Source organism: Dactylosporangium sp. NPDC000555 (genome assembly GCF_040300025.1).
Lineage (GTDB): Bacteria > Actinomycetota > Actinomycetes > Mycobacteriales > Micromonosporaceae > Dactylosporangium.
This window is the reverse complement of the sequence record NZ_JBEPDB010000114.1, coordinates 1-22496: the sequence shown is the minus strand read 5'-3', so window position 1 is coordinate 22496 and position 22496 is coordinate 1. Positions and strand designations below refer to the sequence as shown.

21 protein-coding genes are annotated in these 22496 nt (G+C 71.7%); 10 read left to right on the top strand and 11 right to left on the bottom strand.

Features of this window, described 5'->3' with window-relative positions:
* Positions 1-433 precede the first annotated feature (433 nt).
* Positions 434-1846, top strand: coding sequence for a DUF1996 domain-containing protein (locus ABT297_RS39185; RefSeq protein WP_502885715.1), 1413 nt, complete (start codon positions 434-436; stop codon positions 1844-1846).
* A gap of 74 nt (positions 1847-1920) precedes the next feature.
* On the opposite strand, the gene ABT297_RS39180 is transcribed toward ABT297_RS39185, so the two are convergent.
* From ABT297_RS39180 to ABT297_RS39170, 3 genes are all read right to left on the bottom strand, one after another.
* Complete coding sequence (locus tag ABT297_RS39180) at positions 1921-2442, bottom strand: DUF4142 domain-containing protein (RefSeq protein ID WP_350557844.1); 522 nt, start codon at positions 2440-2442, stop codon at positions 1921-1923.
* A 99-nt stretch (positions 2443-2541) separates the two neighbouring features.
* The gene (locus ABT297_RS39175) at positions 2542-5067 is read right to left on the bottom strand and encodes an Hsp70 family protein (RefSeq protein ID WP_350557842.1); all 2526 of its coding nucleotides are present in this window, start codon (positions 5065-5067) and stop codon (positions 2542-2544) included.
* A gap of 30 nt (positions 5068-5097) precedes the next feature.
* Positions 5098-5772, bottom strand: coding sequence for a hypothetical protein (locus ABT297_RS39170; protein WP_350557840.1), 675 nt, complete (start codon positions 5770-5772; stop codon positions 5098-5100).
* Between the two features lie 215 nt (positions 5773-5987).
* Here ABT297_RS39170 and ABT297_RS39165 point away from each other — a divergent pair, with 215 nt between their 5' ends.
* Positions 5988-7571: a cellulose binding domain-containing protein gene (locus ABT297_RS39165; RefSeq protein ID WP_350557838.1), complete on the top strand. Its 1584-nt coding sequence runs from the start codon at positions 5988-5990 to the stop codon at positions 7569-7571.
* Positions 7572-7720: 149 nt separating this feature from the next.
* A complete protein-coding gene (locus ABT297_RS39160) occupies positions 7721-9520 on the top strand; it encodes a hypothetical protein (RefSeq protein ID WP_350557836.1) in 1800 nt (599 codons plus the stop codon).
* Between the two features lie 10 nt (positions 9521-9530).
* On the opposite strand, the gene ABT297_RS39155 is transcribed toward ABT297_RS39160, so the two are convergent.
* Positions 9531-10052, bottom strand: coding sequence for a GNAT family N-acetyltransferase (locus ABT297_RS39155; protein WP_350557834.1), 522 nt, complete (start codon positions 10050-10052; stop codon positions 9531-9533).
* On the opposite strand from ABT297_RS39155, the gene ABT297_RS39150 reads away from it, so the two are divergent.
* Positions 9980-10366: a cellulose binding domain-containing protein gene (locus ABT297_RS39150; RefSeq protein ID WP_350557832.1), complete on the top strand. Its 387-nt coding sequence runs from the start codon at positions 9980-9982 to the stop codon at positions 10364-10366. The two genes, ABT297_RS39155 and ABT297_RS39150, sit on opposite strands and share 73 nt — an antisense overlap.
* 9 nt (positions 10367-10375) lie before the next feature.
* On the opposite strand, the gene ABT297_RS39145 is transcribed toward ABT297_RS39150, so the two are convergent.
* From ABT297_RS39145 to ABT297_RS39135, 3 genes are read right to left on the bottom strand one after another with little or no spacing between them, the layout of a single operon-like run.
* The gene (locus tag ABT297_RS39145; protein WP_350557830.1) at positions 10376-11236 is read right to left on the bottom strand and encodes a DUF350 domain-containing protein; all 861 of its coding nucleotides are present in this window, start codon (positions 11234-11236) and stop codon (positions 10376-10378) included.
* A 24-nt stretch (positions 11237-11260) separates the two neighbouring features.
* Positions 11261-12562, bottom strand: a complete 1302-nt coding sequence (locus tag ABT297_RS39140) for a glutathionylspermidine synthase family protein (RefSeq protein ID WP_350557828.1) — start codon at positions 12560-12562, stop codon at positions 11261-11263.
* Position 12563: 1 nt separating this feature from the next.
* Positions 12564-12920 (bottom strand): hypothetical protein, encoded by a 357-nt coding sequence (locus ABT297_RS39135; protein WP_350557826.1) that lies wholly within the window; start codon positions 12918-12920, stop codon positions 12564-12566.
* Between the two features lie 162 nt (positions 12921-13082).
* On the opposite strand from ABT297_RS39135, the gene ABT297_RS39130 reads away from it, so the two are divergent.
* The 6 genes from ABT297_RS39130 (at position 13083) to ABT297_RS39105 (ending at position 18478) form a co-directional block, all read left to right on the top strand.
* Positions 13083-13652, top strand: a complete 570-nt coding sequence (locus ABT297_RS39130) for a TetR/AcrR family transcriptional regulator (protein ID WP_350557824.1) — start codon at positions 13083-13085, stop codon at positions 13650-13652.
* Complete coding sequence (locus tag ABT297_RS39125) at positions 13649-14299, top strand: MBL fold metallo-hydrolase (protein WP_350557822.1); 651 nt, start codon at positions 13649-13651, stop codon at positions 14297-14299. The genes ABT297_RS39130 and ABT297_RS39125 overlap by 4 nt, the downstream gene beginning before the upstream one ends.
* Before the next feature lie 210 nt (positions 14300-14509).
* A complete protein-coding gene (locus tag ABT297_RS39120) occupies positions 14510-15136 on the top strand; it encodes a hypothetical protein (protein ID WP_350557820.1) in 627 nt (208 codons plus the stop codon).
* Positions 15137-15278: 142 nt separating this feature from the next.
* Positions 15279-16223 carry an RNA polymerase sigma-70 factor gene (locus ABT297_RS39115; RefSeq protein WP_350557818.1) on the top strand — a complete coding sequence of 315 codons (945 nt, stop codon included), beginning with the start codon at positions 15279-15281 and terminating at the stop codon, positions 16221-16223.
* A gap of 91 nt (positions 16224-16314) precedes the next feature.
* On the top strand, positions 16315-17511 hold the full coding sequence (locus ABT297_RS39110) for an NAD(P)/FAD-dependent oxidoreductase (protein ID WP_350557816.1): 1197 nt from the start codon (positions 16315-16317) through the stop codon (positions 17509-17511).
* Between the two features lie 91 nt (positions 17512-17602).
* Positions 17603-18478, top strand: a complete 876-nt coding sequence (locus tag ABT297_RS39105) for an alpha/beta fold hydrolase (RefSeq protein ID WP_350557814.1) — start codon at positions 17603-17605, stop codon at positions 18476-18478.
* On the opposite strand, the gene ABT297_RS39100 is transcribed toward ABT297_RS39105, so the two are convergent.
* From ABT297_RS39100 to ABT297_RS39085, 4 genes are all read right to left on the bottom strand, one after another.
* Positions 18452-18730, bottom strand: coding sequence for a hypothetical protein (locus ABT297_RS39100; RefSeq protein WP_350557812.1), 279 nt, complete (start codon positions 18728-18730; stop codon positions 18452-18454). The two genes, ABT297_RS39105 and ABT297_RS39100, sit on opposite strands and share 27 nt — an antisense overlap.
* Entirely contained in the window at positions 18723-19010 is a 288-nt protein-coding gene (locus tag ABT297_RS39095) for a hypothetical protein (protein WP_350557810.1), read from the bottom strand. The genes ABT297_RS39100 and ABT297_RS39095 overlap by 8 nt, the downstream gene beginning before the upstream one ends.
* A gap of 174 nt (positions 19011-19184) precedes the next feature.
* A complete protein-coding gene (locus ABT297_RS39090) occupies positions 19185-20474 on the bottom strand; it encodes a putative hexosyltransferase (RefSeq protein WP_350557808.1) in 1290 nt (429 codons plus the stop codon).
* Between the two features lie 106 nt (positions 20475-20580).
* Positions 20581-21552 (bottom strand): glycosyltransferase family 2 protein, encoded by a 972-nt coding sequence (locus ABT297_RS39085; RefSeq protein ID WP_350557806.1) that lies wholly within the window; start codon positions 21550-21552, stop codon positions 20581-20583.
* Between the last annotated feature and the right edge of the window lie 944 nt (positions 21553-22496).

The following is a 22496-nucleotide window of genomic DNA, read 5'->3' as shown; positions in this document are numbered from 1 at the left end:
CGTCATCCCGGTCACCTGCCACGCCGTGCGCCGCCAGGGCCCGCCCGCCAGCGGCGCCGTCGCCTCGTCCGCCGCCGGTCACCTGCCGCGCTGTGCGCCGCCAGGGCCCGCGCGCCGCGGCGCCGTCGTCCCGTCCGCCGCCGGTGACCAGCGCGACCTTGCCGTACGGCTCGTCCGTGCGCCCGGCCCGGCCACGGGGTCCGGTCGACGGTCGGCCGCCATCGGACCCGGCGCCGCGGATGGAGAGCGCTCTCCATCCGCACCCTGTTTTTGCTTGTCCTCCGCCCGAATAACCCTGTTTCAACCACTCCGGCACGCGCTGTGTATTGACGGACCGGGCGGTCGGGCGCACCATTTGGAGAGCGCTCTCCGAGCGCGTTCCCGCCGGACCGCCACCGGCGAACGGCACCCGCCCACACCCCTGGGAGCTGCATTGAGAACAAGACGGCTCAGAAGAATCGTGATCCCGGTCGGGATCACCACCGCGGTCGTCGCGTCGATGGTCGTCGGCGCGATCCAGCTCACCGCGGCCAACGCCGCCGACGCCACGCTGCTGTCGCAGGGCCGGCCGGCGCTCGCGTCCTCGACCGAGCTCGGCGAGACGCCGGCCACGGCCGCCTTCGACGGCAACAGCGCGACCCGCTGGAGCAGCCAGTGGAGCGACCCGCAGTGGCTGCGGGTCGACCTGGGATCCACCGCCACCATCTCCCGGGTCGTGCTGCAGTGGGAGACCGCCTACGCGACGGCCTTCCAGATCCAAACCTCGCCCGACGGCAACGCCTGGACCAGCATCTACAGCACGACCACCGGCACCGGCGGCACGCAGACCCTCAACGTCAGCGGCAGCGGGCGGTACGTGCGCATGTACGGCACCCAGCGCGCCAACACCTACGGCTACTCGCTGTACGAGTTCAAGGTCTACGGCACGCTCAACGGCACGCCGCCGGCCTCCAACGGCCCCGGGTACGTGATGGCCAACCCGCCGGTCACCGGCGTCGTCCCGTCGACCGCGACGCCGCCGCCGACCAACCCGCCAGCGACCCACCACGAGTTCCAGGCCAACTGCTCGGTGAGCCGCAGCAACCTGCCCGACGACCCGATCGTGTTCTTCGGCCTGCCGGGCGCGTCACACTCGCACACCTTCATGGGCAACACCACCACCAACGCCAACACGACCCTGGCGTCGCTGCAGGCCGGCGGCACCGCGTGCATCACGCCGGGCGACAAGAGCGCGTACTGGATGCCCACTCTGCTCAACGGCGACCAGGCCGTGCAGCCGATCGGCCGCCAGGTCATCTACTACAAGAGCGGCGTCATCGACTACCGCAGCGTCCGCCCGTTCCCGGCCGGCCTGCGCTACGTCGTCGGCAGCCCGTCCTCCACGCTGGACGAGTTCAAGAACCACCCCGGCGCCGTCGAGGGCTTCGAGTGCGGCGACATCACCAAGCAGTGGGACATCCCCGCCAACTGCGTGGCCGGTAGCCAGCTCAACGTCCGGTTCCAGGCCCCCAGTTGCTGGGACGGCCTGCACCTGGACACGCCGGACCACAAGTCGCACATGGCCTACCCGGTCGTGGGCGTCTGCCCGCAGGACCACCCGGTGGCCGTGCCGATGATCGAGTTCAAGATGGCCTGGCCGGTCAGCGGCGACATGAGCAACGTCCACTTCTCCAGCGGCCGCGGCTACTCGTTCCACTACGACGTCTACAACGCGTGGGACGCCCCGACCCTGAAGGCCCTCTCGGACCACTGCATCAACGGTGGCCTGCAGTGCGACCCGCGCGGCTTCGACCTGTACAAGCCGGACCGCGGCGCCGCCCTCAACGAGAACTACGTCCTGCCGTAAGCGTCACCGCGACCAACCCCGTTCCCTCCACACCGGCAAGGGCCCGCCTCCTCCCACGGGGCGGGCCCTTCCCGTCATGGGCAGCCCGGCTTGGCCAGCACCGTGGAGATCATCTGCTGGTGCTCCCGCAGGGTCGGCAGCGTGTCCTTGGCGAAGCGGACCAGGTCGGGGTTGGTGCCGTGCGCGGCCTCCTCCTCGAACAACCCGATGGCGCCGACGTGGTCGAGGTACGCGGCCGGCACGTACGAGCAGTCGAACGCCTTCCCGTCGAGCCGCGACCAGACGCCGAGGATGTTCTGCCGCGCCGGGCTGGTGCCGTCCGGCACAGTGGCGCCGTTCTGCCCGGCCAGCGCGGCGAGTTTGTTCCCGGCCCGGGTGTGGTCGGTGACCATCCGCGCCCCGAACGCCTTGACGCCGGCGGAGGCGGCCCGGGCCTGCGCCAGCTTCCCGCCGGCGACCTCGAAGTTGCCGCCGTACCCGGCCGCCGTGACGAACGCGGAGTCCTGCGGCGAAAGTCCGGTTGGCGCCGCGGTGGCCGGCACACCCCCGAGGGCCATCCCGCTCAACGCCACGACCGCAAGCATCGACAATCGCATGACAACCTCCCACAAGAGCGGTCTTGGTTGCCTGATTTCCAGGGGTACCGAGGGAAAACCCCCTCGGTCGCAAACGGTCATCAGCCGCCGGTGCTCGCGTCAGGTCGACGTCGGGCGCGGGCAGGTCGACGGCGGGCAGCTCGGCGACGCGCTGGGCGACGCCTTCGGCTCGCTGCCCACGACGAGCGTGACCGTGCCGTTCTTCACGACCTGCTTCTGGGCCTTCGGATCCTGCGCGAGCACGTGCCCGACCTGGTCCGGATCGTCGGCCGGCCGCTGCTGGGTCTTGATCGTCCCGGTGAAGCCGCTGTCGCGCAGCTTCTCCTTGGCATAGTCGACGTACAGCCCGGTGAGCTCGGGCATCGTGATCGTCTCGGTGCGCGCGGCCGTGGTCGGCGGTGCATGGGTCGCCGCGGTCGTGGTGGTAGTCGTGTTGGTGTTGGTGTTCGTGGTCGTGTCGCCCCCGACCTGCCCGGCGCCCGCGCCGGTCGGGTTTGCCCCCGCGCCCGTCGCGGCGTCCGGCGGCGTCTGGCTCGTGGTCTTCGGTTTGTCGTGCTGGACCAGGTACACCGTGGTCCCGGCGCCCGCCACGGCGACCAGCGCGATGACGACCAGCAGCGCGTTGAGCCAGTTCCCCCGCCCGCGCCGCGCCTTGCCCGGCCCGGCGGCGACGGGCTCGGCCGCCGGGCTGTGCGGCCGGACCGAGCCGTAGGACCGCCCGGCGGCGTTGTCGTCGTACACGGGAATGACCCGGCTCGCCGGCCCCGGCGACACCGGCGCGGAGGCCACGGACGGCGGCGGCACGTATCGAGGCACCGAGGGCGGCGGCGTGACGGTCAGGAACTGCCCGGTCTGGTACACCGTGCCCCGCCCCCGCTCACCCCCCGAGGTCGCCTTCGGCCCGGACGCCGGCGCGATCGGCGCCGCAGAGCCCGGCCCCGCGGGCGAACCGGCAAACCCGGCAGGCGGCGACGAAACGGACGACCCGGCAAACCCGCCCGGCGGCACGGAACCGGCAAATCCGCCCGGCGGCGACGAAACGGACCCCGGCACGGGCGATCCGGCAAACCCCGCGGGCGGCGACGAAACCGACCCCGGCACGGACACCCCGGCAAACCCGGCGGGAGGTGACGAAACGGACCCGGGCGCGGGCTGCCCACTGACGGGCGCGGCGCTCACGGGCCACGCCGGCCCCGAATCGCTCACCGGCTGCGCGCTGAAGGGCTGCGCACTCACCGGGCCCGCGCCGGCCGGACTCGCGTTTGCGGCCGCGACCGGGTCCGACATCGAGGGGTTGGCGGCGGGCGTCGAAGGCGGCGCGGCGGACGATGCCGGGCCCGGCGCGCCGGCGACCGAGGCATACGGGGCGGCGGCCGCCGCGGCCGCGGGCCACAGCGGGCCGTCAGCGGCGCCCGCGCCGGAACCGGACGGCGCGGCCGAGAGGGTCAGCAGGCACCCCTCCGCCACGACGATCTCCGGCTGCTCGGTGATCGTCGGCGCGATGCCGAGCGACCGGTGCAGCATCGTCGCCACCAGCGGGATGCGGCTACCTCCGCCGACCAGCAGGACGCCGGCGACGTCGTCCGGGGCGATGCCGGCCTGGCGGATCAGCGCGGCCGTGGTGAAGACCGTGCGCTCGATCAGCGGCTTGGCCGCGGCCTCGAACTCGTCGCGCGTCAGCTGCGCGTCGACGTTGAGCGGCGGTGGCATCTGTAGCACCACCGCCGGGGCCCGGGAGAGCATCTCCTTGGCCACCCGGGCGTCATGCCAGAGCATCCGCCGGTGCCGCAGCGACTCGGGATCCTGCGCGTCGGCGAGCCGGGTCCACAGCTGCGGGTCGACGGGCGAATACCGCTCGCCGAGCCACCGCACGATCGTCGCGTCGATGTCGAGGCCGCCCACGTCGGTGAGCCCGTCGACCGCGACCGCCTCGAAGCCGGCCGGCCGGCGCACGACCACGCTCGCGTCGAAGGTGCCGGCGCCCAGGTCGTACACGACGAGTGCCTTGCCGGTCGGCACCTGCTGGCCGAGGACGGCGGTGAAGGCGTGCGCGGCGGCGACCGGCTCGGGCACGAGCAGCGCGGCGCCGAGCCCGGCCCGGCGGGCGGCCTCGCCGAGCACGGCGCGGCGGGCCGTGCCCCACCCGGCCGGATGGGCCAGCGCCACGGCGAAGTCGTCGGACCCGGCGACCCGCCGGGCCTCCGCGAACACGTGCCGCAGCACCGCCGCGATCAGGTCGGTGACCGACACCTCGCGGGCGCCGAGCAGGATGGCGCGTTCGTCGATGTGCTGCTTCGGGTTGGGCTCGAGCCCCGCGGGATCGAACCGCGCGTGGTGCAGCGCGTCGCCGCCGACGACGAGGTCGCCCAGGATCCCGCCGGCGACATCGCCACCCGTGACACCCGGGACGGCCGCGGAGCCGTCCGGGGCCGTGGCTCTGGGCACGGGGCCGCCGTCCGGGGGCGCGGGCGAGGCCGGGCCCGGCTTGGTCGGGGCGAAGACGGCGGACGGGAGCAACGGGTTGGCGTCGAACAGCAGCGGCCTGACCCGGCCATCGGGCCAGCGCATCAGGGCTACCGTGTTCGATGTACCGAAGTCGATCCCGAGCCCGTAGGCCGATGGCATGGCCTCATCGTAGTTCCGCCGGGCGAGCCCCTACGATCGTGTTTCGGACCGTGACGGTCGCAACTCGGACAGTTCCCGGTAGGCCTCGAGGACCACGGCCGTGCGCCCCTCGACCTCGGCGAGCGGGTCCGGACCCGGATCGGCGGCCGGCACCGGCACGGCGAGCAGACCGCGGACCCGTTCCCGCCGGTCGTGCGCGCGCAGCGACGCGACGAGCCGGCCCAGCGCCGCGATCCGGGCCGCGAACTGCGCGTCGAGGTCGCGCAGGCGCTCGGCGGCGGCCTCGTGCCGCTCGTCGACCTCGTCGAGCAGTTCCCCCGCCGGCAGCCCGGCGCGCGCCAGGCGCAGCTCGGCGGCGTAGCCGTCCAGCCGCGCCCGGGCGCCGATCAGCTTGGCCAGGTGGTAGGCGGTGCGCTCCAGCGTCGGGCGGATGTCGGAGGGCTCCGCCATCGCGCCGAGCGAGGGCCAGCGCCGGGCGATCTCGTCCAGCAGCGCCTCGGCGTCACGCCAGTCGCGCGCCGCGCCGCCGGTGAGCCGGATGCCGCCGCCGGCCCAGCGGCGCACGACGACCGCCACCGCGAGCAGTAGCGCGGCCGCGACGAGCAGGCCGGTCGCCGACGCGAGCGGCCACAGCGCCAGCCCGCACAGCGGGATCAGCCACAGCCACCACGGCGCCCGCGCGGCACGCCGGGGATCGCGGACCACGCATACGGTCCGCCGCCGGAGTTCGTGCCGCCCCATTGGCACATCATGCCGTACACCGGGCGGCGCGGTCTTCGCGTCCGCGCAGTACGGATGCCGGAAAAGCCGGTGCCACGGCGGGACGGCACAGACCGTGCCGTATCGGGCCGCCATTGACTTTCATTTAAGTTTACTTATCGTTATCCATCAATAGCACCTGTCCCTCCCAGGAGGCAGTGATGACATCCCGACTCCGGCTCGCCCTGGCCGCCGTGGCGGTCCTGGCGACCACCGGCGGTATCGCGGCGATCGCCACGCCGGCCCAGGCCGCCGGCTCGCTCACCGCGACGCTCAGCTACGACAACGACTGGGGCACCGGCTACCAGGCGAAGTACACGATCGCGAACGGGACGGCCGCCACCGTCACGTCGTGGAAGGTCGAGTTCGACCTGCCGTCCGGCTCGACGCTCGGCAGCTACTGGGACGCCCTGATGAGCCAGAGCGGCACGCACGTCACGGCGACCAACCGGACGTACAACGGCACCCTCACCGCCGGTGCCTCGACGAGCTTCGGGTTCCTGGTGAGCGGCTCCGGCAAGCCCGCGAACTGCAAGCTCAACGGCGCCTCCTGCGCCGGCGTCGTCGACACCCAGGCCCCGTCGGTGCCGTCGAACCTGCAGGTCACCGGCACGACGTCGAGCAGCGTAAGCCTCTCCTGGGGCGCCTCGACGGACAACGTCGGGGTCGCCGGCTACGACATCTACCGGGGCGGCACCCTCGCGACGTCGGTGACCGGCACCAGCGGTACCGTGTCCGGCCTCTCCGCGTCCACGACCTACACCTTCACGGTGAAGGCCCGCGACTCGGCCGGCAACTCCTCCGGCGCGAGCAACCAGGTCAGCGCGACCACCCAGGCGGGCGGGGGCGGCGGAGGCGGGGGCGGCACCACGCTCGCGGTCGCGCCGTATGTCGACATGGGCTCCTGGCCGACGCCGGCCCTCACCGACCTGGCCACCGGCGGCAACCTCAAGAACTTCACGCTCGCGTTCGTCAACAGCGCCGGCTGCAAGGCCTCGTGGTTCAACGCGTACGACCCGCGGGCCGCGTGGGCGAAGGACCAGATCGACGCGATCCGCGCCCGCGGCGGCGACGTGAAGATCTCCTTCGGCGGCGCGAGCGGCATCGAGCTCGCCCAGGCCTGCTCCACGGCGGCCTCGGTCGCGGCCGAGTACCAGGCGGTCGTCGACGCGTACAGCCTGAAGTACATCGACCTGGACATCGAGGGCGCCGCGGTCGCCGACCCGACCACGATCGCCCGCCGCTCGCAGGCCCTGGCCCTGCTGCAGGCCGCCCGCCCCAACCTGAAGATCTCGCTCACCCTGCCGGTCCTGCCCGAGGGCCTGACCAGCGACGGCGTCAACGTGGTGCGCTCGGCGCGCGACGCCGGCGTCAACCTGGACCTGGTCAACATCATGGCGATGGACTACCAGCGCTCCAGCGGCGACTACGGCAACTTCGCGGTGCAGGCCGCCCAGTCGACGTTCACCCAGCTGAAGGGCCTGTACCCGGCGAAGACCGACGCCCAGGTCTGGCGGATGCTCGGTGTCACCCCGATGATCGGTAAGAACGACGACGGCGGCACGTACACCCAGGCCCACGCCCGCCAGCTGGTGAGCTTCGCGCAGACCAACCACCTGGGCATGCTGTCCTTCTGGGAGGTGACGCGCGACCGCAACGCCTGCAACGGGGCGCTGTACCTGTGCACCAACGTCCCGCAGTCGCCGTACGACTTCTCGAAGATCTTCGCCGCCTACACCGGTTGACCGGCGTTCACATCGGCGATCCTCGAACGCGAAGCGGTGCCCGGCCGACGGCCGGGCACCGCCTCCGTTTTGTCCTGAGCGGGCCGTAGGCACTCATAGGACACCCCCGCGGGCACACGCCCGGGCGGGCGTCGGGAGAATGGCCGCAAATGACCCCGCTGCTCACCGCCGACGTGTTCGGCTGGACCGTGCGCCACGCGCGCCGGCGCCGCGCCCGCCCGCTGCTCGTGGCCGTCGCCGCGATCGCGATCCTGTCGCTGCACGTCGCGTTCGACCCGCCGATCGAGTGCAGCGACGCCGCCCCGTGCGGCCCGGACGCGCTCAACGCCGTGCTCCTCGGCCTGGTCGTGGCCCTGCCCGTGGTCGCGTTCGTGTCGCTGCCGGTCACCGCGTGGCTGGCCGCCGGATTCTTCGCCGCCGACGTGGTGTGGCAGGTCGCGCACTCGGCGCTCGCCTCGCCGGCGTGGCTGACCGGCGCGGACGCGGGACTCGTGGTGCTGGCGTTCGTGGCCGCCCGGCTCGCACCGCCGGGCCTGGGCAGCGGCGCGGAGATGTGGGCGGCCACCACGTCGCACCGCACGCCGCCCGCGCCTCGGGTCCTGCCGCGGTACGGGCGGGGGTGGCGGCTGCTCGCGGTACCGCTGCTGCTCGCGGCTCTCGCGGTGATCACCGCGGCGCTGGTGTCGCAGTCCCGCGCCGACGCCCGGCTGGACGGCGCGCGGCGGGTCACGGCGGAGGTGACCGCCCACCCGGACGAGTACTCCATCGAGGTGCGGCTGCCCGGCGACGCGACCGCGCGGATCACCGTGTCCGAGGCGAGCGAGCACCCCGTCGGCGGGCGCGTCGCGGTGCTCGTGGCCGAGGACGGGGCCGGGGACGGGCTCTACCAGCTGGTCAGCGAGCCCTACGACACCAGCGGCTGGCTGAGCCTCGCCGTGCTGCTGGCCGGGCTCGCCGCGGCCTGCCTGGCCCGGGCTCGGGAGCGCGCCGCGGCCGCCCGGGCGCTGTTCGCGGGCGAACAGCCGGCGACCGAGGTGTACGTCTGGGCGCTCGGTGGCCGCGTCGCCGTCTACGCCACCGACGCCCGGCCGGGCGAGCCGGCGCTCGTGGAGTTCTTCGCGCTGACCCGCGACAGCTCGCAGGACATCCGCCCCGGCGTGCTCTTCGGCGTCCCCGCCCAGCGCCACTGGTGCGCGGTGGCGGTCGACGGCGAGTTCGTGGTGCCGCGCGGCCCGGCGCGCAGCGCCCGGTTCTCCCCGGTCTTCGGTGGCCCGGCCGGCGGCGACCCGGACCTCCCCGCCGTGCCCGACGCGGCCCGGCTGCCGCTGCGCCCCGAGGAGATCATGGCGCTGCGCCCGGGGGACGTCTCGGCCGGCCCGGAGACGGTGCACACGCACCGGCACAACCGGTTCTCCGGCTACGCCACGGTCGTCGCCTCCTGCTTGCCGTTCCTCGTCGTGCTGTCGCGGCTGCTGCCGACCCTGCCGTACTGGGCCGCGGCCGCCGTCACCGCCCCCATCACCGCGATCGCCTGCGTTTCGGGCTGGCGGATGTTCCTGCGCCCGCGCGTGAGCTGGAACGGCGCCGGGATCAGCATCGTGGGCAGCATCGGCGCGCGGCTGCTGGTCTGGTCGGAGGTGCACGCGGTCCGCGCGGACCGCCGCGGCGCGGTCACCGTCGAGATCGACCGGAACGGCGCCGGCCTGGTCGTCACCGCGCGCGGCGAGCACGCCTGGCTGCCCCGCGCCCTCTCCGGCGACGAGCGCACGGGCGCGCAGCTGGCCGGGGCGCTGCGCCTGGCCGCGGAGCGGGCGGCGGCCCGGGCGCGGGACCGCGTCCGCGACGTCGTGTCCCTCCCGCCCGCGCCGGTGCCGCCGGTCGCTCCCGCCGTGCTGTACGCGGCCTGGCTCGTCGAGACGCTCGTCTACGCCCTGGTGCTTCGGCTCTAACGGGGCGCGGTCAGGCGCTTCGGCGGAGCGCGGCGGCGAAGACCAGCAACTCCAACTCGCCGGCGCCGTAGCCGCGGGTGCGCTTCTCCAGCGTCAGACCGGCCTTCCGCGCCACCCGCTGCGAGGCGACGTTGTCCGGGTGGATGATCGCGATGACGCGCTCCACGCCCAGGACGTCGCGCGCGTGGTCGCGGCACGCCACGGCGGCCTCGGTGGCCAGCCCGGCGCGCTGGCGCCCGGGCGTGACGTGGTAGCCGAGCTCGACCTCGTCGACGCCGTCCACGCGCTGCGTCGTCAGCCCGCAGTCGCCCGCGAACGCCCCGCCGTCGCGCAGGTGCATGACCCACAGCCCGAAGCCGTCGTCGCGGTACCGCCGGCGGTTGTGCCCGATCCACTCGAGCGCCTCCTCGCGGGTCTTCGGCCGCGGGTAGTAGCGCATCACGCCGGGGTCGCCGAGCAGTGCCGCGAGGTCGTCCAGATCGTCGTCGCGCATCTCCCGCAGCACCAGCCGCGGCGTCGTCAGCACCGTCACAAACCGAATGTAGCGGGAAGTGCCCCGTCATCGATCCGCTCCCGCCCCGCCAGATCACCATCGCCGACATCGCGGCCGCGCCGATCAACGGCTGGACGCTCGCCTTCGCCTTCGGCGGCGACCAGCGCGTCACCGGCGCCTGGAACGCGGCCACGGCCCAGTCCGGCGCCGCCGTCACCGCCCGCGACGAGGGCTGGAACGCCGTGGTCTCCCCCGGTGGTACCACGACGTTCGATATCTCGGGCACCTGGCACGACAGCGACGCGCCGCCCACGGCCTTCACCGTGAACGGCGCGCCCTGCGAGGTGCGCTGACGCGCGGCGTCACTCGACGTAGAGGTTGACCACGGCGCCGATCGGCAGCGCCACCATCACCAGCAGGAAGGCGAGCAGCGCGGCGGCGCCCTTCTGCTGCTGAGCATGGATCGTCTTGAGCGTGCAGCCGCCGGTGAGAACGAACCAGTCGATGAGGTACCGCGCCACGTACAGCCCCACGTAGGCGACGCCGAGGGCCATGCCGAAGCCGGCCAGGCTCTCCGCCCAGGTGGTGAAGTCCCCGGCGATGGCGCCGTGCAGGATCAGCCCGACGGCGGTGAGCACGGCGGCGGATTCGAGGCCCTCGGTCACGCCGCCGGCCACCACCTCGGTGCGCAGGTTGCCGGGCGCCACGAGACCGTGCAGGTAGAACGCGATCACCAGGCCGGCGACGCCGGCGACGGTGAACACGAGCGTGGACAGCAGCGAGGTCCGCAGGTCCGGCGCGTGGCCGATGAACGTGGCCCGCACGACGAGCGCCAGGCCGAGGTAGAAGCCGAGCCGGACCACGCCGACCGACAGCGGCACGCCGTTGAGCGCGCCGAGCGGGGTGGCGCGGGTGCGCAGGATCATCCAGTCGGTGATCCAGAACCCGAGGATCGCCAGGACCGTCGCCCACACGATGCCGCCGCCGACCCAGGCCAGCGAGCTCCACTTGGTCAGCTCGTGCCCGATCAGGCTGGACACACCGATGACCTGCACGGCGACGAAGCCGATCCGCTGGACGAGGTAGCCCCAGTTGGACCGCCGCCAGAGCTCATCATGGTCGTCGAACGACGTGGCGGCGTTGAGCAGCCACCATCCGCCGCCCACGCCTACGATCACGATGAGCACCTGGAGCACCGCGATCAGGGCGGCGGTACCGTTCATGCCGTCACTCCTACAGAAAAAGTCTCAGCCGTTGTGGTCGATGGTGTGCGGGACGAAATGGCTCAGGTTGTCGGTGATGAGCCCGGCGCTCTCGCGGATGCCGAGGCCGGCCGGCTCGCCGTCGACCATCCAGACCCCCAGCACCGGATGCCATTCGCCGCCCCGCTGGTCGGGGTAGGCGGGCAGCGGTGCGAACGCCTGGCACACGAACGGGCCGCCGTAGTCGCCGGGGGTGCTGGCCACGGTGACGCCGTCGGCGACGATGGACACGTTGGCGCCCTCGCGGCCCAGCAGCGGCTTGCGCACGTAGGACGTCATCCAGTCCGGGCGTTCGGACTCGAAGTACGTCGGCAGGAGCAGGTCGCGCTTGCCGGGGTCGTCGCCGTACAGGTGCCACAGGATTGGCAGCAGGCCCTTGTTGCTCCAGAGCATCTTGTAGGGCGGCTCGATCCAGACCGTGGAGTCGCGGCGCGGGTCGCTCATGTCGCGGAAACACTGCTTGCCGAACTGCTCCTGGACCATCCACTCCCAGGGGTACAGCTTGAAGATGACGTCGATGTGCTGCCCGTCGGGGTCGTAGAAGCGGTCGCCCGCCGCGACGTCGCCGGCCCCGATCTGGTCCATCCAGAGGAACTTCGTCCGGTACCCCAGTGGGCCCAGCGCCTGGCGGGCCGTCTCCATGAGGTACTCGGTGTTGAACAGGTCCTCGCCGCTGTCCTCTTCCCGGTCGCAGGCGAAGTGGATCGTCATCGGGTCGAGCAGGTGCGTGCGGGCCTGGCGCAGCCGCGTGATGTTGCGCCGCCACGCCTCGACCAGCATCTCGTGGAGCGCGTTCCACTGGTCCTTGCCCTGGCCGGTCTGCTGGTGCCAGTACCACTGGGAAACCGCCGACTCGGGCAGCGCCGTGGGCGTGTCGGCGTTGAACTCCAGCAGCTGCGGGCGGCCCGTGTACTCGCCGGCGTAGCGCAGGTCGAAGCGGCCGTAGACGCTCGGCGAGTAGTCGCCCTTGGACCGGCCGCCGGGCTCGGTCTCGTCGTCCCACCAGGTGCGCCTGATCTGGTCCCAGGCGAACTCGGGGATGCCCAGCAGCTGGAACATGTTGTGGTCGATGACGAAGTCGCCGGCCGCGACGCACATCTCGAACAGGGTCGCGGCGTCCGCGGCCAGCGAGTCGATCTCGGCGGACGTGAAGTCGTAGAACGGCCCCTCGCGCCAGTACGACCTGGTGCCGCCGCCCGGGGCCGGCGTGTCGTTGTAGACGATCCCCTGCGTCGCGAGCTGCTCGCGCCAGTCGGGCCGGACGACGCCGTCGGCGATCCGTCGCACGTCAGCTGCCCGAGCTTCCGTGGCCGCTGCTGCCGAAGCCGCCGGAGGTCACCTGGCCGTTGCTCACGTGCCCGGTCGCGGGCAGGCCCGCCTTCGACCGGCCGACCGAGTCGGTCGACGCGACCCGGCTGCCGCCGCTGAGCCGGTAGCCGGGCGACCTGCCGCGCCCGTAACTGCCCGTGTAGTAGTAGTGACCGGGCGAGCCGTCCTCACAGCGGACATCGGGGACGACCACGCCGTTCCGATCCGCGCAGTAGGTCTGCTGCTGGCGGCCGCACGCGGCCAGGCCGCCGGTCGTGGCCAGCGCCGCCAGCGCGAGGTAGCTTCGGCCCAGCGGCACCGAAGTCGATCGCCTCATCGTCTGCTCCCTCAGGTGTGCCTATGCACGGTAGATGACCCTCGCTACCGAGGCGATCGGACGGGCCAGTCTGCGACACTGTCGGCTATCACACAAGCATCAACCCCGGTGGGCCCCGGGCTCGCCGCCACCGCCGGCGATGAGCCCTCATAGGCTGGACGCATGGTTCGTGCCGGCCTCTCCCGCGCGCAGGTGTGCGTCGCCGCGCTCGAGCTCGCCGACGAGGTGGGCATCGCGCACCTGACGATGACGGCGCTCGCGCGGCGGCTCGGCGTCGCGATCCCGAGCCTGTACGAGCACGTCCGCGGCATGGCCGACCTCCTCGACGCGGTCGCCGCCCGGGCCACGAACGAGTTGGCCGACCTCCTCGACGCCGCGCTGCGCGGCCTGACCCGCCACGCCGCCCTGGAGGCGTACGCCGGCACGCTGCGCGCCTGGGCCACCGCCCACCCCGGCCGGTACGCCGCCACGAAGCGCCCGCTGAGCGACCCCGAAGGCGCCGCGTCCCAGGCCCGCATCATCGCCGGCTGCGCGACCCTCCTGCGCGGCTACACCCTGGCGGGCCCCGTCGGCGTCGACGCCGTCCGCTTCGTGCACAGCGCGGTGCACGGCTTCATCGACATCGAGACCGACGGCGGCTTCCGCGCCGCCCAGAACCTGGACAAGAGCTGGGCCGCTGCCCTGGCGGCCATCGACCGCGCGCTGACGACATGGCCGAGACCGGCCGAATGACCACCCACCGGTACATGCGCGAGGGGCTGCGCACGGACCCGATCATCGACGGTTGCCCGCCGTTCTGGCAGCCGGTGCCCGACTGGGGCGACGTGACGCGGCGCCTGCCTGACGTCGCGGTGCGTGACCGCCTGACGGTCTACGCGGGCGACACCAGAATCGAGCTGCTCCACCCGGGCGGGCCGGCGCACACAACGGGCGACCTGGTGGCCTGGCTGCCGGGCGAGCGGGTCCTGTTCACCGGCGATCTCGTCTTCAGCGGCCTGACCCCGCTGGTGTTCATGGGCTCGCTTCCGGGTGCCATGGGGGCGCTGCACTGGATGACCGCCCTTGAGCCGGCGTACGTGGTGCCCGGCCACGGACCGCTGCTGACCGGCGAGGAGATCGCCGCGGCTTTCGACAAAATCGGGCGGTACTACGAGCTGGTGGTCGACACGGCAGCGGATGGCCTGTCCGCCGGCCTGACCCCGCTGGAGGCCGCCCGCGCGTGCGACCTGGGCGAGTTCGCCGCGTGGGCCGACGCGGAGCGGATCGTGCTGAACCTGCATCGGGCGTACGCCGATCAGCAAGGCATCGAGCTAGACCTGATCGCGGCGCTGTCGGACGCCGTAGCCTGGCGCGGCGGCCCGATGCCGACCTCGGTTTAGCAAATCCCCAGCCATCGATACAAGTGTGACGGTATGCGATACTCAAACGCTCCTTTCTCTACATGAACCAGACAAACCTGGGGAGGACGGACGTTGAGTAATCTCACCAACACCCGACCGGAACACAGTGTCCGGCCACAGGCCGAAAGCGACCGGCTCGCGTCGGCGCCCGGAACCCGGTAGGCGCCCGGCATGCGGTACATTCGAACCTTGATCGTCGCGGTCATCGTCGCCCCGCTGGCCTGGGTCCTGCTGGCGCTCGGGCAGGCTCGTTCCACCGGCGCGTTCCCGGACACCGGCCACGGGACCGATCTGCAGCCCGGCGATTTTGTACGGCCGGTGCTCCTGCTCGCCGCCGCCGGACTGGTGCTGGGCATCCTCGGCACGCTCCGCCTCTCCCCACTGGGGGCGATGGTGATCGGCATCGGGTACACGCTGAGCTACGCGATGTTGCTGGTCGCCCCGTCGCGGACCATGAACCTGTTCAGCGACGATCTCTGGGTGGCCGGCCGGCACATCGACCTGGCGGCACCGCTACGCTCCGGCACCACGATGGTGCTGGGCGTGCTGCTGCTGGTCGGGGCCTTCAGCATGCAGCGCTGGCGGCGCTGGCCGCGCCCCGATGACGCGGCGGGCGAGACAACGCGGGCATCGGACCGCCCGCTGGGCACCGAGGGCCTCGGCCTGAGCCTTCCGTACCGTGACGCCGAACCCGCGCGGCCCGCCACGTACGCCACGCCCACCGAGCCCTACGACACCGCCGCATGGGCCGAGCCGGCCGACGAACTACCCAAACGCATACGCACCTCGGCAGGCAGGACCACAGACGGCTGGTAACCGCGCGAACGGCCGACGTGGCCGGGAACCGCTCCCCCCACGGCGAAGCAGCGGTTCCCGGCCACGTCGCCCGGGCTCACCGTGCTCGCACGGCCTCATCGCCTCGGCGGCCGATCCGCTCCGCGCGGGCTAGCATCGGGCCATGCCCTTGACCGCGAACGACGTCGAGCGGTTCGAGGCGTCCAGGCCGCGCCTGGAGGCCATCGCCTACCGCCTCCTCGGCTCCACCGGGGAGGCCGAGGACGCCGTGCAGGAGACGTTCCTGCGCTGGCAGGCCGTCGACGTCGACCGCATCGAGGTCCCCGAGGCCTGGCTGACGAAGGTCCTCACCAACCTGTGCCTCAACCAGCTCACCTCCGCGCGGGCGCGCCGCGAGACCTATGTGGGCCAATGGCTTCCCGAGCCGCTGCTCGGTGGAGACCCGATGCTCGGCCCGGCCGACACCGTCGAGCAGCGCGAATCGGTCTCGTACGCGGTCCTCACGCTCATGGAGCGCCTCTCCCCCAGCGAGCGGGCAGTGTACGTGCTGCGGGCGGCCTTCGACTACCCGCACCGGGAGATCGCCGAGATCCTCGACATCACCGAGGCCGCCAGCCAGCAGATCTTCCACCGCGCCAAGAAGCACGTCGCGGACGGCAAGACCCGCACCGAGATCGACAAGGCCGCGACCCGGCGGATCGTCGAGGAGTTCCTGGCGGCCGCCACCAGTGGCCGGACCGAATCCCTCGTGCGCCTGCTCACCGAGAACGCCATCGCGATCGGCGACGGCGGCGGCAAGGTCCCGGCCCGCGTCAAGCCGTTCGAGGGCGCCGTCGCGGTCGCGAAGTTCATCTGGGGTCTGCTCAAACCCGGCGAGGCCAAGCGGGCCATCGTCGGCGGTACCCCCGAGATCTACGCCTGGACCGCGAACGGCGACCCCGCCGTCATCGCCGTCGTGGATGGCCGGGTCGTCGGCGTCATGTGCCTGGAGGTCACCGCCGAGGGCATCGCCGCGCTCCGCAACCAGGTCAACCCCGACAAGCTCGAACGCGCGACCGCGCACTGGGCGACCGCTGACCACGGGGAGCCCCTGTTCAACGCCTTCTGACCGATGTGAGGTGCTTCACATCGCGTTCCTGTCAGGAAACGGCGAGCCGCCCGGTTCGAGTGGCAGACCCGCACAGGACAGGAGCAAGAGCATGCAGCACCGCATCATCGTCCTCGGCGCCGGATACGCCGGTGCCACCGTCGCCGGGCGCCTCGCCAGGCGGCTCCGCCGCGAGGAGGTCGCCATCACCCTCGTCAACGCCGAGCCCGACTTCGTCGAACGCGTCCGCATGCACCAGCTGGCAGCCGGCCAGGACCTCAAGCCCCGGCCATTCCGCGAGATGTTCGCGGGCACCGGCGTCGGACTGAGGCTCGCGAAGGTCACCGGCGTCGACGTCGATCGCAAGACCGTCGCCGTCATCGACGCGAACGGCGCCGAAGAACTCACGTACGACACGCTCGTCTACGCCCTCGGCAGCGGCTGGAACGCCCAGGACGTTCCCGGGACCACCGAGCACGCCGATGAGATCGCGAGCCGCTCCGGAGCCCTCCGGCTGCGCGAGCGCCTGGCCCGCCTCGACGCCGGGCAGAGCGTGGTCGTCGTCGGCGGCGGCCTCACCGGCCTGGAGGCGGCTACCGAGATCGCCGAGGCCCGCCCCGACCTCGACGTCGCCCTCGCCGCCCGTGGCGGCCTCGGCGACTGGCTCTCGCCCAAGGGCCGCGAGCACCTGCGGAAGATCTTCGGCAAGCTCGGGATCACCGTGCACGAGCACGCGGCCGTCACCGGCGTCGAGGCCGACCGCGTCACCACCGCCGACGGCAAGGCCATCCCGGCCGCGGTCACCGTGTGGACCACCGGCTTCGCGGTCCACCCGATCGCCAAGTCGACCGCCCTGGAGGTCACCGGCACCGGCCAGATCGTGGTCGACGGGACCATGCGCTCGGTCTCGCACCCGGACGTGTACGCCGTCGGCGACGCGGCCATGGTGATGGGCCCCGGGGACAAGCCGCTGCGGATGTCGTGCGCCTCGGGAGCGCCGACCGCGTTTCAGGCCGCCGGTGCGATCGCGGCCCGGCTGAGCGGCGGGAAGCTCCCCAACGTGCCCATCCGCTACTTCAACCAGTGCATCTCACTGGGCCGCAAGCAAGGCTTGATCCAGTACGTCACCGCCGACGACCGCGCCCGGCAGGCGGTCCTGGTCGGACGGCTCGCCGCCGTCTACAAGGAGCTGATCTGCAAGGGCGCCGCCTGGGCCGTCGCCAACCCGACGTTCGGGCTGCCGACCCGGCGCCACCGCGTGACGCGGGAGCCGGCCGTGGCGAACTCGGCCGTCAAGGCGCTGGTGTAGCACATGAGGCGAAGCGGGCGCCCTCGATGCGAGGGCGCCTCTCCGCGCGTGTGTACCCCATCACGTCCCGTCTGGCCGTAGTCTCACCTTCATGGCGACGACTCAGACGCACATCCTTGCCGCGCCCGGCGTTGACCTGGTCTACGACGTCCGCGGACCGCTCCCGCCGGCCGGTGGCCTGCCCGCGCTGCTCATGATCGGCCAGCCGATGACGGCGGAGGGCTTCGGCACACTCGCCGCCCTCTTCACGGATCGCACGGTTGTCACGTACGACCCACGCGGCCTGGGCCGCAGCATCCGCACTGACGGCCGGTCGGATAACACGCCGCAGCAGCAGGCGGCCGACCTGCACCTGCTGATCGAGGCGCTCGGCGCCGGTCCGGTCGACATTTTCGCGAGCAGCGGGGGTGGGGTGACCGCGCTCGAACTGGTCGCGACCCATCCCGGCGACGTGGTCACGCTGGTGGCACACGAGCCGCCGATCAACGCCGTGCTTCCCGACGCCGCGGGCGCCGAGCGCGCCCGGGCCGCCTTCAACGAGGTGTACCAGGCGAACGGCTTCGGCGCGGGCATGGCCGCGTTCATCGCGATGACCTCCTGGGAGGGCGAGTTCACCGACGAGTTCTTCGCCCAGCCCATGCCCGACCCGGCGATGTTCGGCATGCCGACCGACGACGACGGCACCCGCAACGATCCACTGTTGTCGAAGAACTCGTGGGCGATCACCGACTACCGCCCCGACGCGGGCCTCCTCGCCGCAGCATCGACCCGTATCGCGATCGCGGTCGGCGAGGAATCGACGGACACGTACACGGCGCGCACGGCCGTGGGTACCGCGGCCCTGCTCGGCCAGGAGGTCACGGTCTTCCCGAGCCACCACGGCGGCTTCCTCGGTGACCACGCCGGCTACGCGGGCAAGCCCGAGGAGTTCGCCGCGCGGCTACGCGAGGTCCTGGCCGCCGGCTGACCTCCACCGGCGATCATGGTGGGCGGGGATTCCCACCCCGCCCACGCCGAAGGACGCATGCTCGTGGTGGCGTTCGCGGTACTCCTGCAGCGCCCGCCGGACGATGCCCGACTTGCCCTCACGATCGCGGCCGGCGGCCTGCTCCAGCCATTCGAGCATCGAGGGCGGCAAGCGGAACGTGGCGGGACGCATCACCGGCGCACCCTGATCGTCCACGTGCACCATCGAATCGGCGTCCGGCAGTTCACCCATCGCTGTTCCTCCCGAGCCAGGTCTCGAACTCGGCTCCGCTCGTCGGCTTGGCCCGTGCCACCCGCCAGACGAACGAGTCGTCGTCGCGAACCAGCAGCACAGCGATCGCTCGGTGCTCCGCAGTCACCGAGTACACCGCGAGCACATCCTTGTCGGCGCGGACCCATAACTGGTCCTGTTGCGGCGCCTCCAGCGCCTCGGCAACCTCAGCGATGCTCACCTCGGTGAGCTTCGCCGCCGGTTCACCAACCGCCGGCATCAGCCACAGCAACGCCGCCACGTCGCCAGCGTATGACACGTATGACACGCGCCGCCAGCCACCTCATCACGGCCAAGACCTCAGAACGTTCAGGCCAAACCTCCGCCACAGCACATCGACGTCAGCCCAAGGTCCAACCCGTGCACGTCGCGACCAGAGCCGTCGCGCGAAGCCAGACGCACGAGCTGTTCACCGTCATGCGGGAAGCTCTTCGACCTTCGGGTCGGGAGTGCGCTGCGTGGACAGGTCGGACGTCGCCGATGGTGGCGCGAGGAGGCCGGGTTGGGCCGATGCGTCGGCAGGCTTGGCCGGGTAGAGCTCCTGGGCGAGCTGGACGGCCAGGACGATCACGACCGCGAGCATGACCAGCGCCGCGATCTGCAGCGGTCCGGGCTGCCCGCCGAACAGGAACGGTACGTACGAGGTGGCCGACGCGTACTGGATCAGCAGCGGCACGAACCACAGCCGGCGGGGCGACTGGAACGCGACGACGACGGACAGCACGTCACCGACGTAGAAATAACGCTCGTGCATGGATGGCAGCAGGAACGGCACGGCGACGGCGAACAGGGTGGCCGCCAGGATCAATCGCTGTGGGGTGAGTCGTTGCCGGGTCGCGGCCAGGGCCGCGACGATCAGCAGAACCACCGCGCCGGCGAACAAGATACCCGCGCTGCGGATCTCGTTGGACTCGACGTTGGCCGGCAGCAACTGGTAGACCGACGGCGCGTTGAGGGTCAGTTGCTGATAACCGTCGGCCTGGCTGCTGTAGATACCGAGCAACTCGCCGATCGGGCGGCCGATGATCAGTGCAGGCACGTCCAAGAGCAGGAAGACGGCCGGGATGGCCAGCAGCGCACGCCACGGCAGCTCGCGGCGTAGCGCGACGACCAGCAGGACCGGAAAGAGGAACAGCGCCTGCTGCTTGAAGGCGTACGCCACGCCGAACAGCGTGCAGGCTAGCCAGGGGCGCCGGCGCACCAGGAAGTACAACCCCGCGAGCGCGAAGGCGGTGAAGATGGAGTCGCATTGGGCCCATATCGAGCCGTTCATGATCACCGTAGGCAGCAGCAGGACCGTCAGCGCGGCGACGGCCGGCAGCCGGTAACCCGGGCGGCGGAACGCCACCAGCAGGTACGTCAGGACCGCGAGCGCGACGTCGAAGCCGACCGAGACCGCCTTGATCGCGGCCAGCGGGTGATGCGGTGCCAGGTAGAACAGCCCCACGAGGATGTACAGGTACGGCACGTTGTAGTCCGCGAAGTCGTGCCGCAGCGAACGGTAGCCGCCGTGGCTGGTGATGAAGTTCCACCACGGCATCAGGAAGTTCTTGAAATCGCGGCTCTGGAAGTCGACCAACTCAACGCGCACCACGATGGCCAGCAGCGCGATCACGGCTCCCAGGACGACCACGAACGGCATCGGGAGGGGCCGGTACGGCTCCTCGTTCACCTCGGACGTCGACGCTTCAGTGCTTCGGCGCACAGCCAATGCAATATCCCCCGTTGCTGTCTTCCACCGCTTGTCGCGCGACGGAAATTCGCGCCGCGTGCCCTACGGCGCCGTTCTGCGAACTCCTGCCCGACGTTGGTTACCGAACGGCGACCAGCTCGTCGGCGGTCTCGTCGGCGCTGTCGTAGCCGACGAAGTAGGTCGGGCGGCCCTGGACCGTGGTGTAGATGCGGCCGATGTACTCCCCGAGCAGTCCGAGGCACAGCAGTTGCACGGCACCGAGGAACAGGATCGAGATGTACAGCGATGCCCAGCCGGAGACGGTGTAGTGCAGGACGTAGGCGAATAGCCCCGTGATCAGCAAGATGCCGCAAAGGATCACGCTGCACAGGCCAAGCATCGTAGCCAGGCGTAGCGGCGCCGCGGAGAAGCTGGTGACGCTGTCCAGCGTGAGCAGCAGCATCTTGGACAGCGGGTATTTGGTGCGGCCGGCGGCGCGTTCCTCGCGGACGTAGGCGACCTGGCCGCTGGGGAAGCCGATCCACGGCACCAGCAGGCGCAGCACCTGGCCGCCGCTGTTGGGCAGTTCAAGCAAGGCGTTGACGGTCTGGCGACTGAGCAGCCGGAAATCACCGGCGTCGGCGGTTACGTTCTTGCCGATCAGCCGTCGCATGAGCTTGTAGTAGATGCCGGCGGTCCAGCGTTTGTACCGGGTGTCGGTGCTGCGATCGCCGCGCACGCCGTACACGATGTCCAGCCCGTCGCGGCGGGCCAGGGCGAGCATCTCGGGGATTTTCTCGGGCGGGTCCTGCAGGTCGGCGTCGAGGCTGACGACGTACTCGCCGACGCTACGGGCGAGGCCGGCGGTGAGGGCGGCCTGGTGCCCACCGTTGCGGCGCAGCCGGATGACGCGCAGTTGGGGCCAGAGCCGGCGCATGCCCATCAGCTGCGCGGCCGTGGAGTCGCGGCTGCCGTCGTCGACCGCGACGACCTCGTAAGCCTCGCCGAGCCCGTCGAGCACCGGCCGCAGCCGCGCCGCCAGCAAGGGCAGCACCGCTTCCTCGTTGTACATCGGGATCACCACAGACAGAGTGATGCCATCGATGTCCATACCCACCCCCGTGTCGACATCGCAGCCCATGCACCTGGGCATACGAGCAGCGATCGTAGAGCCTCGCCGGCGGCAGGGCATTGGCCTTTTCGATTTGCTCGGAGCACCGGATCGGGTGATGTCCAAGCGTCCCACTCTCAGGTAGGGGGGCTCCGCTGGCTTTGCGTACTCCCTGGCAGACCGGCCACCTGAGGATCGACACCAACGCTGACGACCCGCAACCACGCTCCAGGCTCGGCGAGCGCCCGAACACGCCGCTGGCCCCCATGAAGACGGCGCGCTTCACGGACGTTCACGACCAGCGACCTGTCAATGGTCATCGGGTTGTGGCTCTGCGTGTCCGCTGGCACGGCCCCGAGCACAGGCCAGCTTTCATGATCGAGGGAAAGGTCTCTGGTCACCATAATCACCAGACCTTGCAGGCTGCGCCTGCTCCCCCGGTGGGGGGCTCCGCCCACACACCCCCCGAAGAGCGCGGGGCTGTTCACGAGCGACGACGGTTCGATGACTGGAACGCGCGCGGCGGGCTGGGCGTTCGTGGTCAACTGCGAGCAGACTGCACCCCGGGATGCGAACCGCACGATCATGGTAGTAGGCGAACCGCTACGACCGCACCGACCAGTCAGACCCCAGCGAGCCCGACGCGATCCGACGAACCAGAACCCACGGGTAGCGAGCGAAGCGAAGCGGTGCCGCGCGAAGCGCGGCATGGGGGGCGCGGGGTGGCGAAGCCCCCGCCGAAGCGAGCGAAGCGAAGCACCGCCACACAAGCCGCGGCAAGGGGGCCGCCGGGGCGGCGAAGCCCCCGCCGAAGCGAGCGAAGCGAAGCAGTGCCGCGCGAAGCGCGGCATGGGGGGCGCGGGGCGGCGAAGCCCCCGGCGAAGCGAGCGAAGCGAAGCGGTGCAGAACGGAAGACACACGTAAGAACTCCAGACACAAGGTGT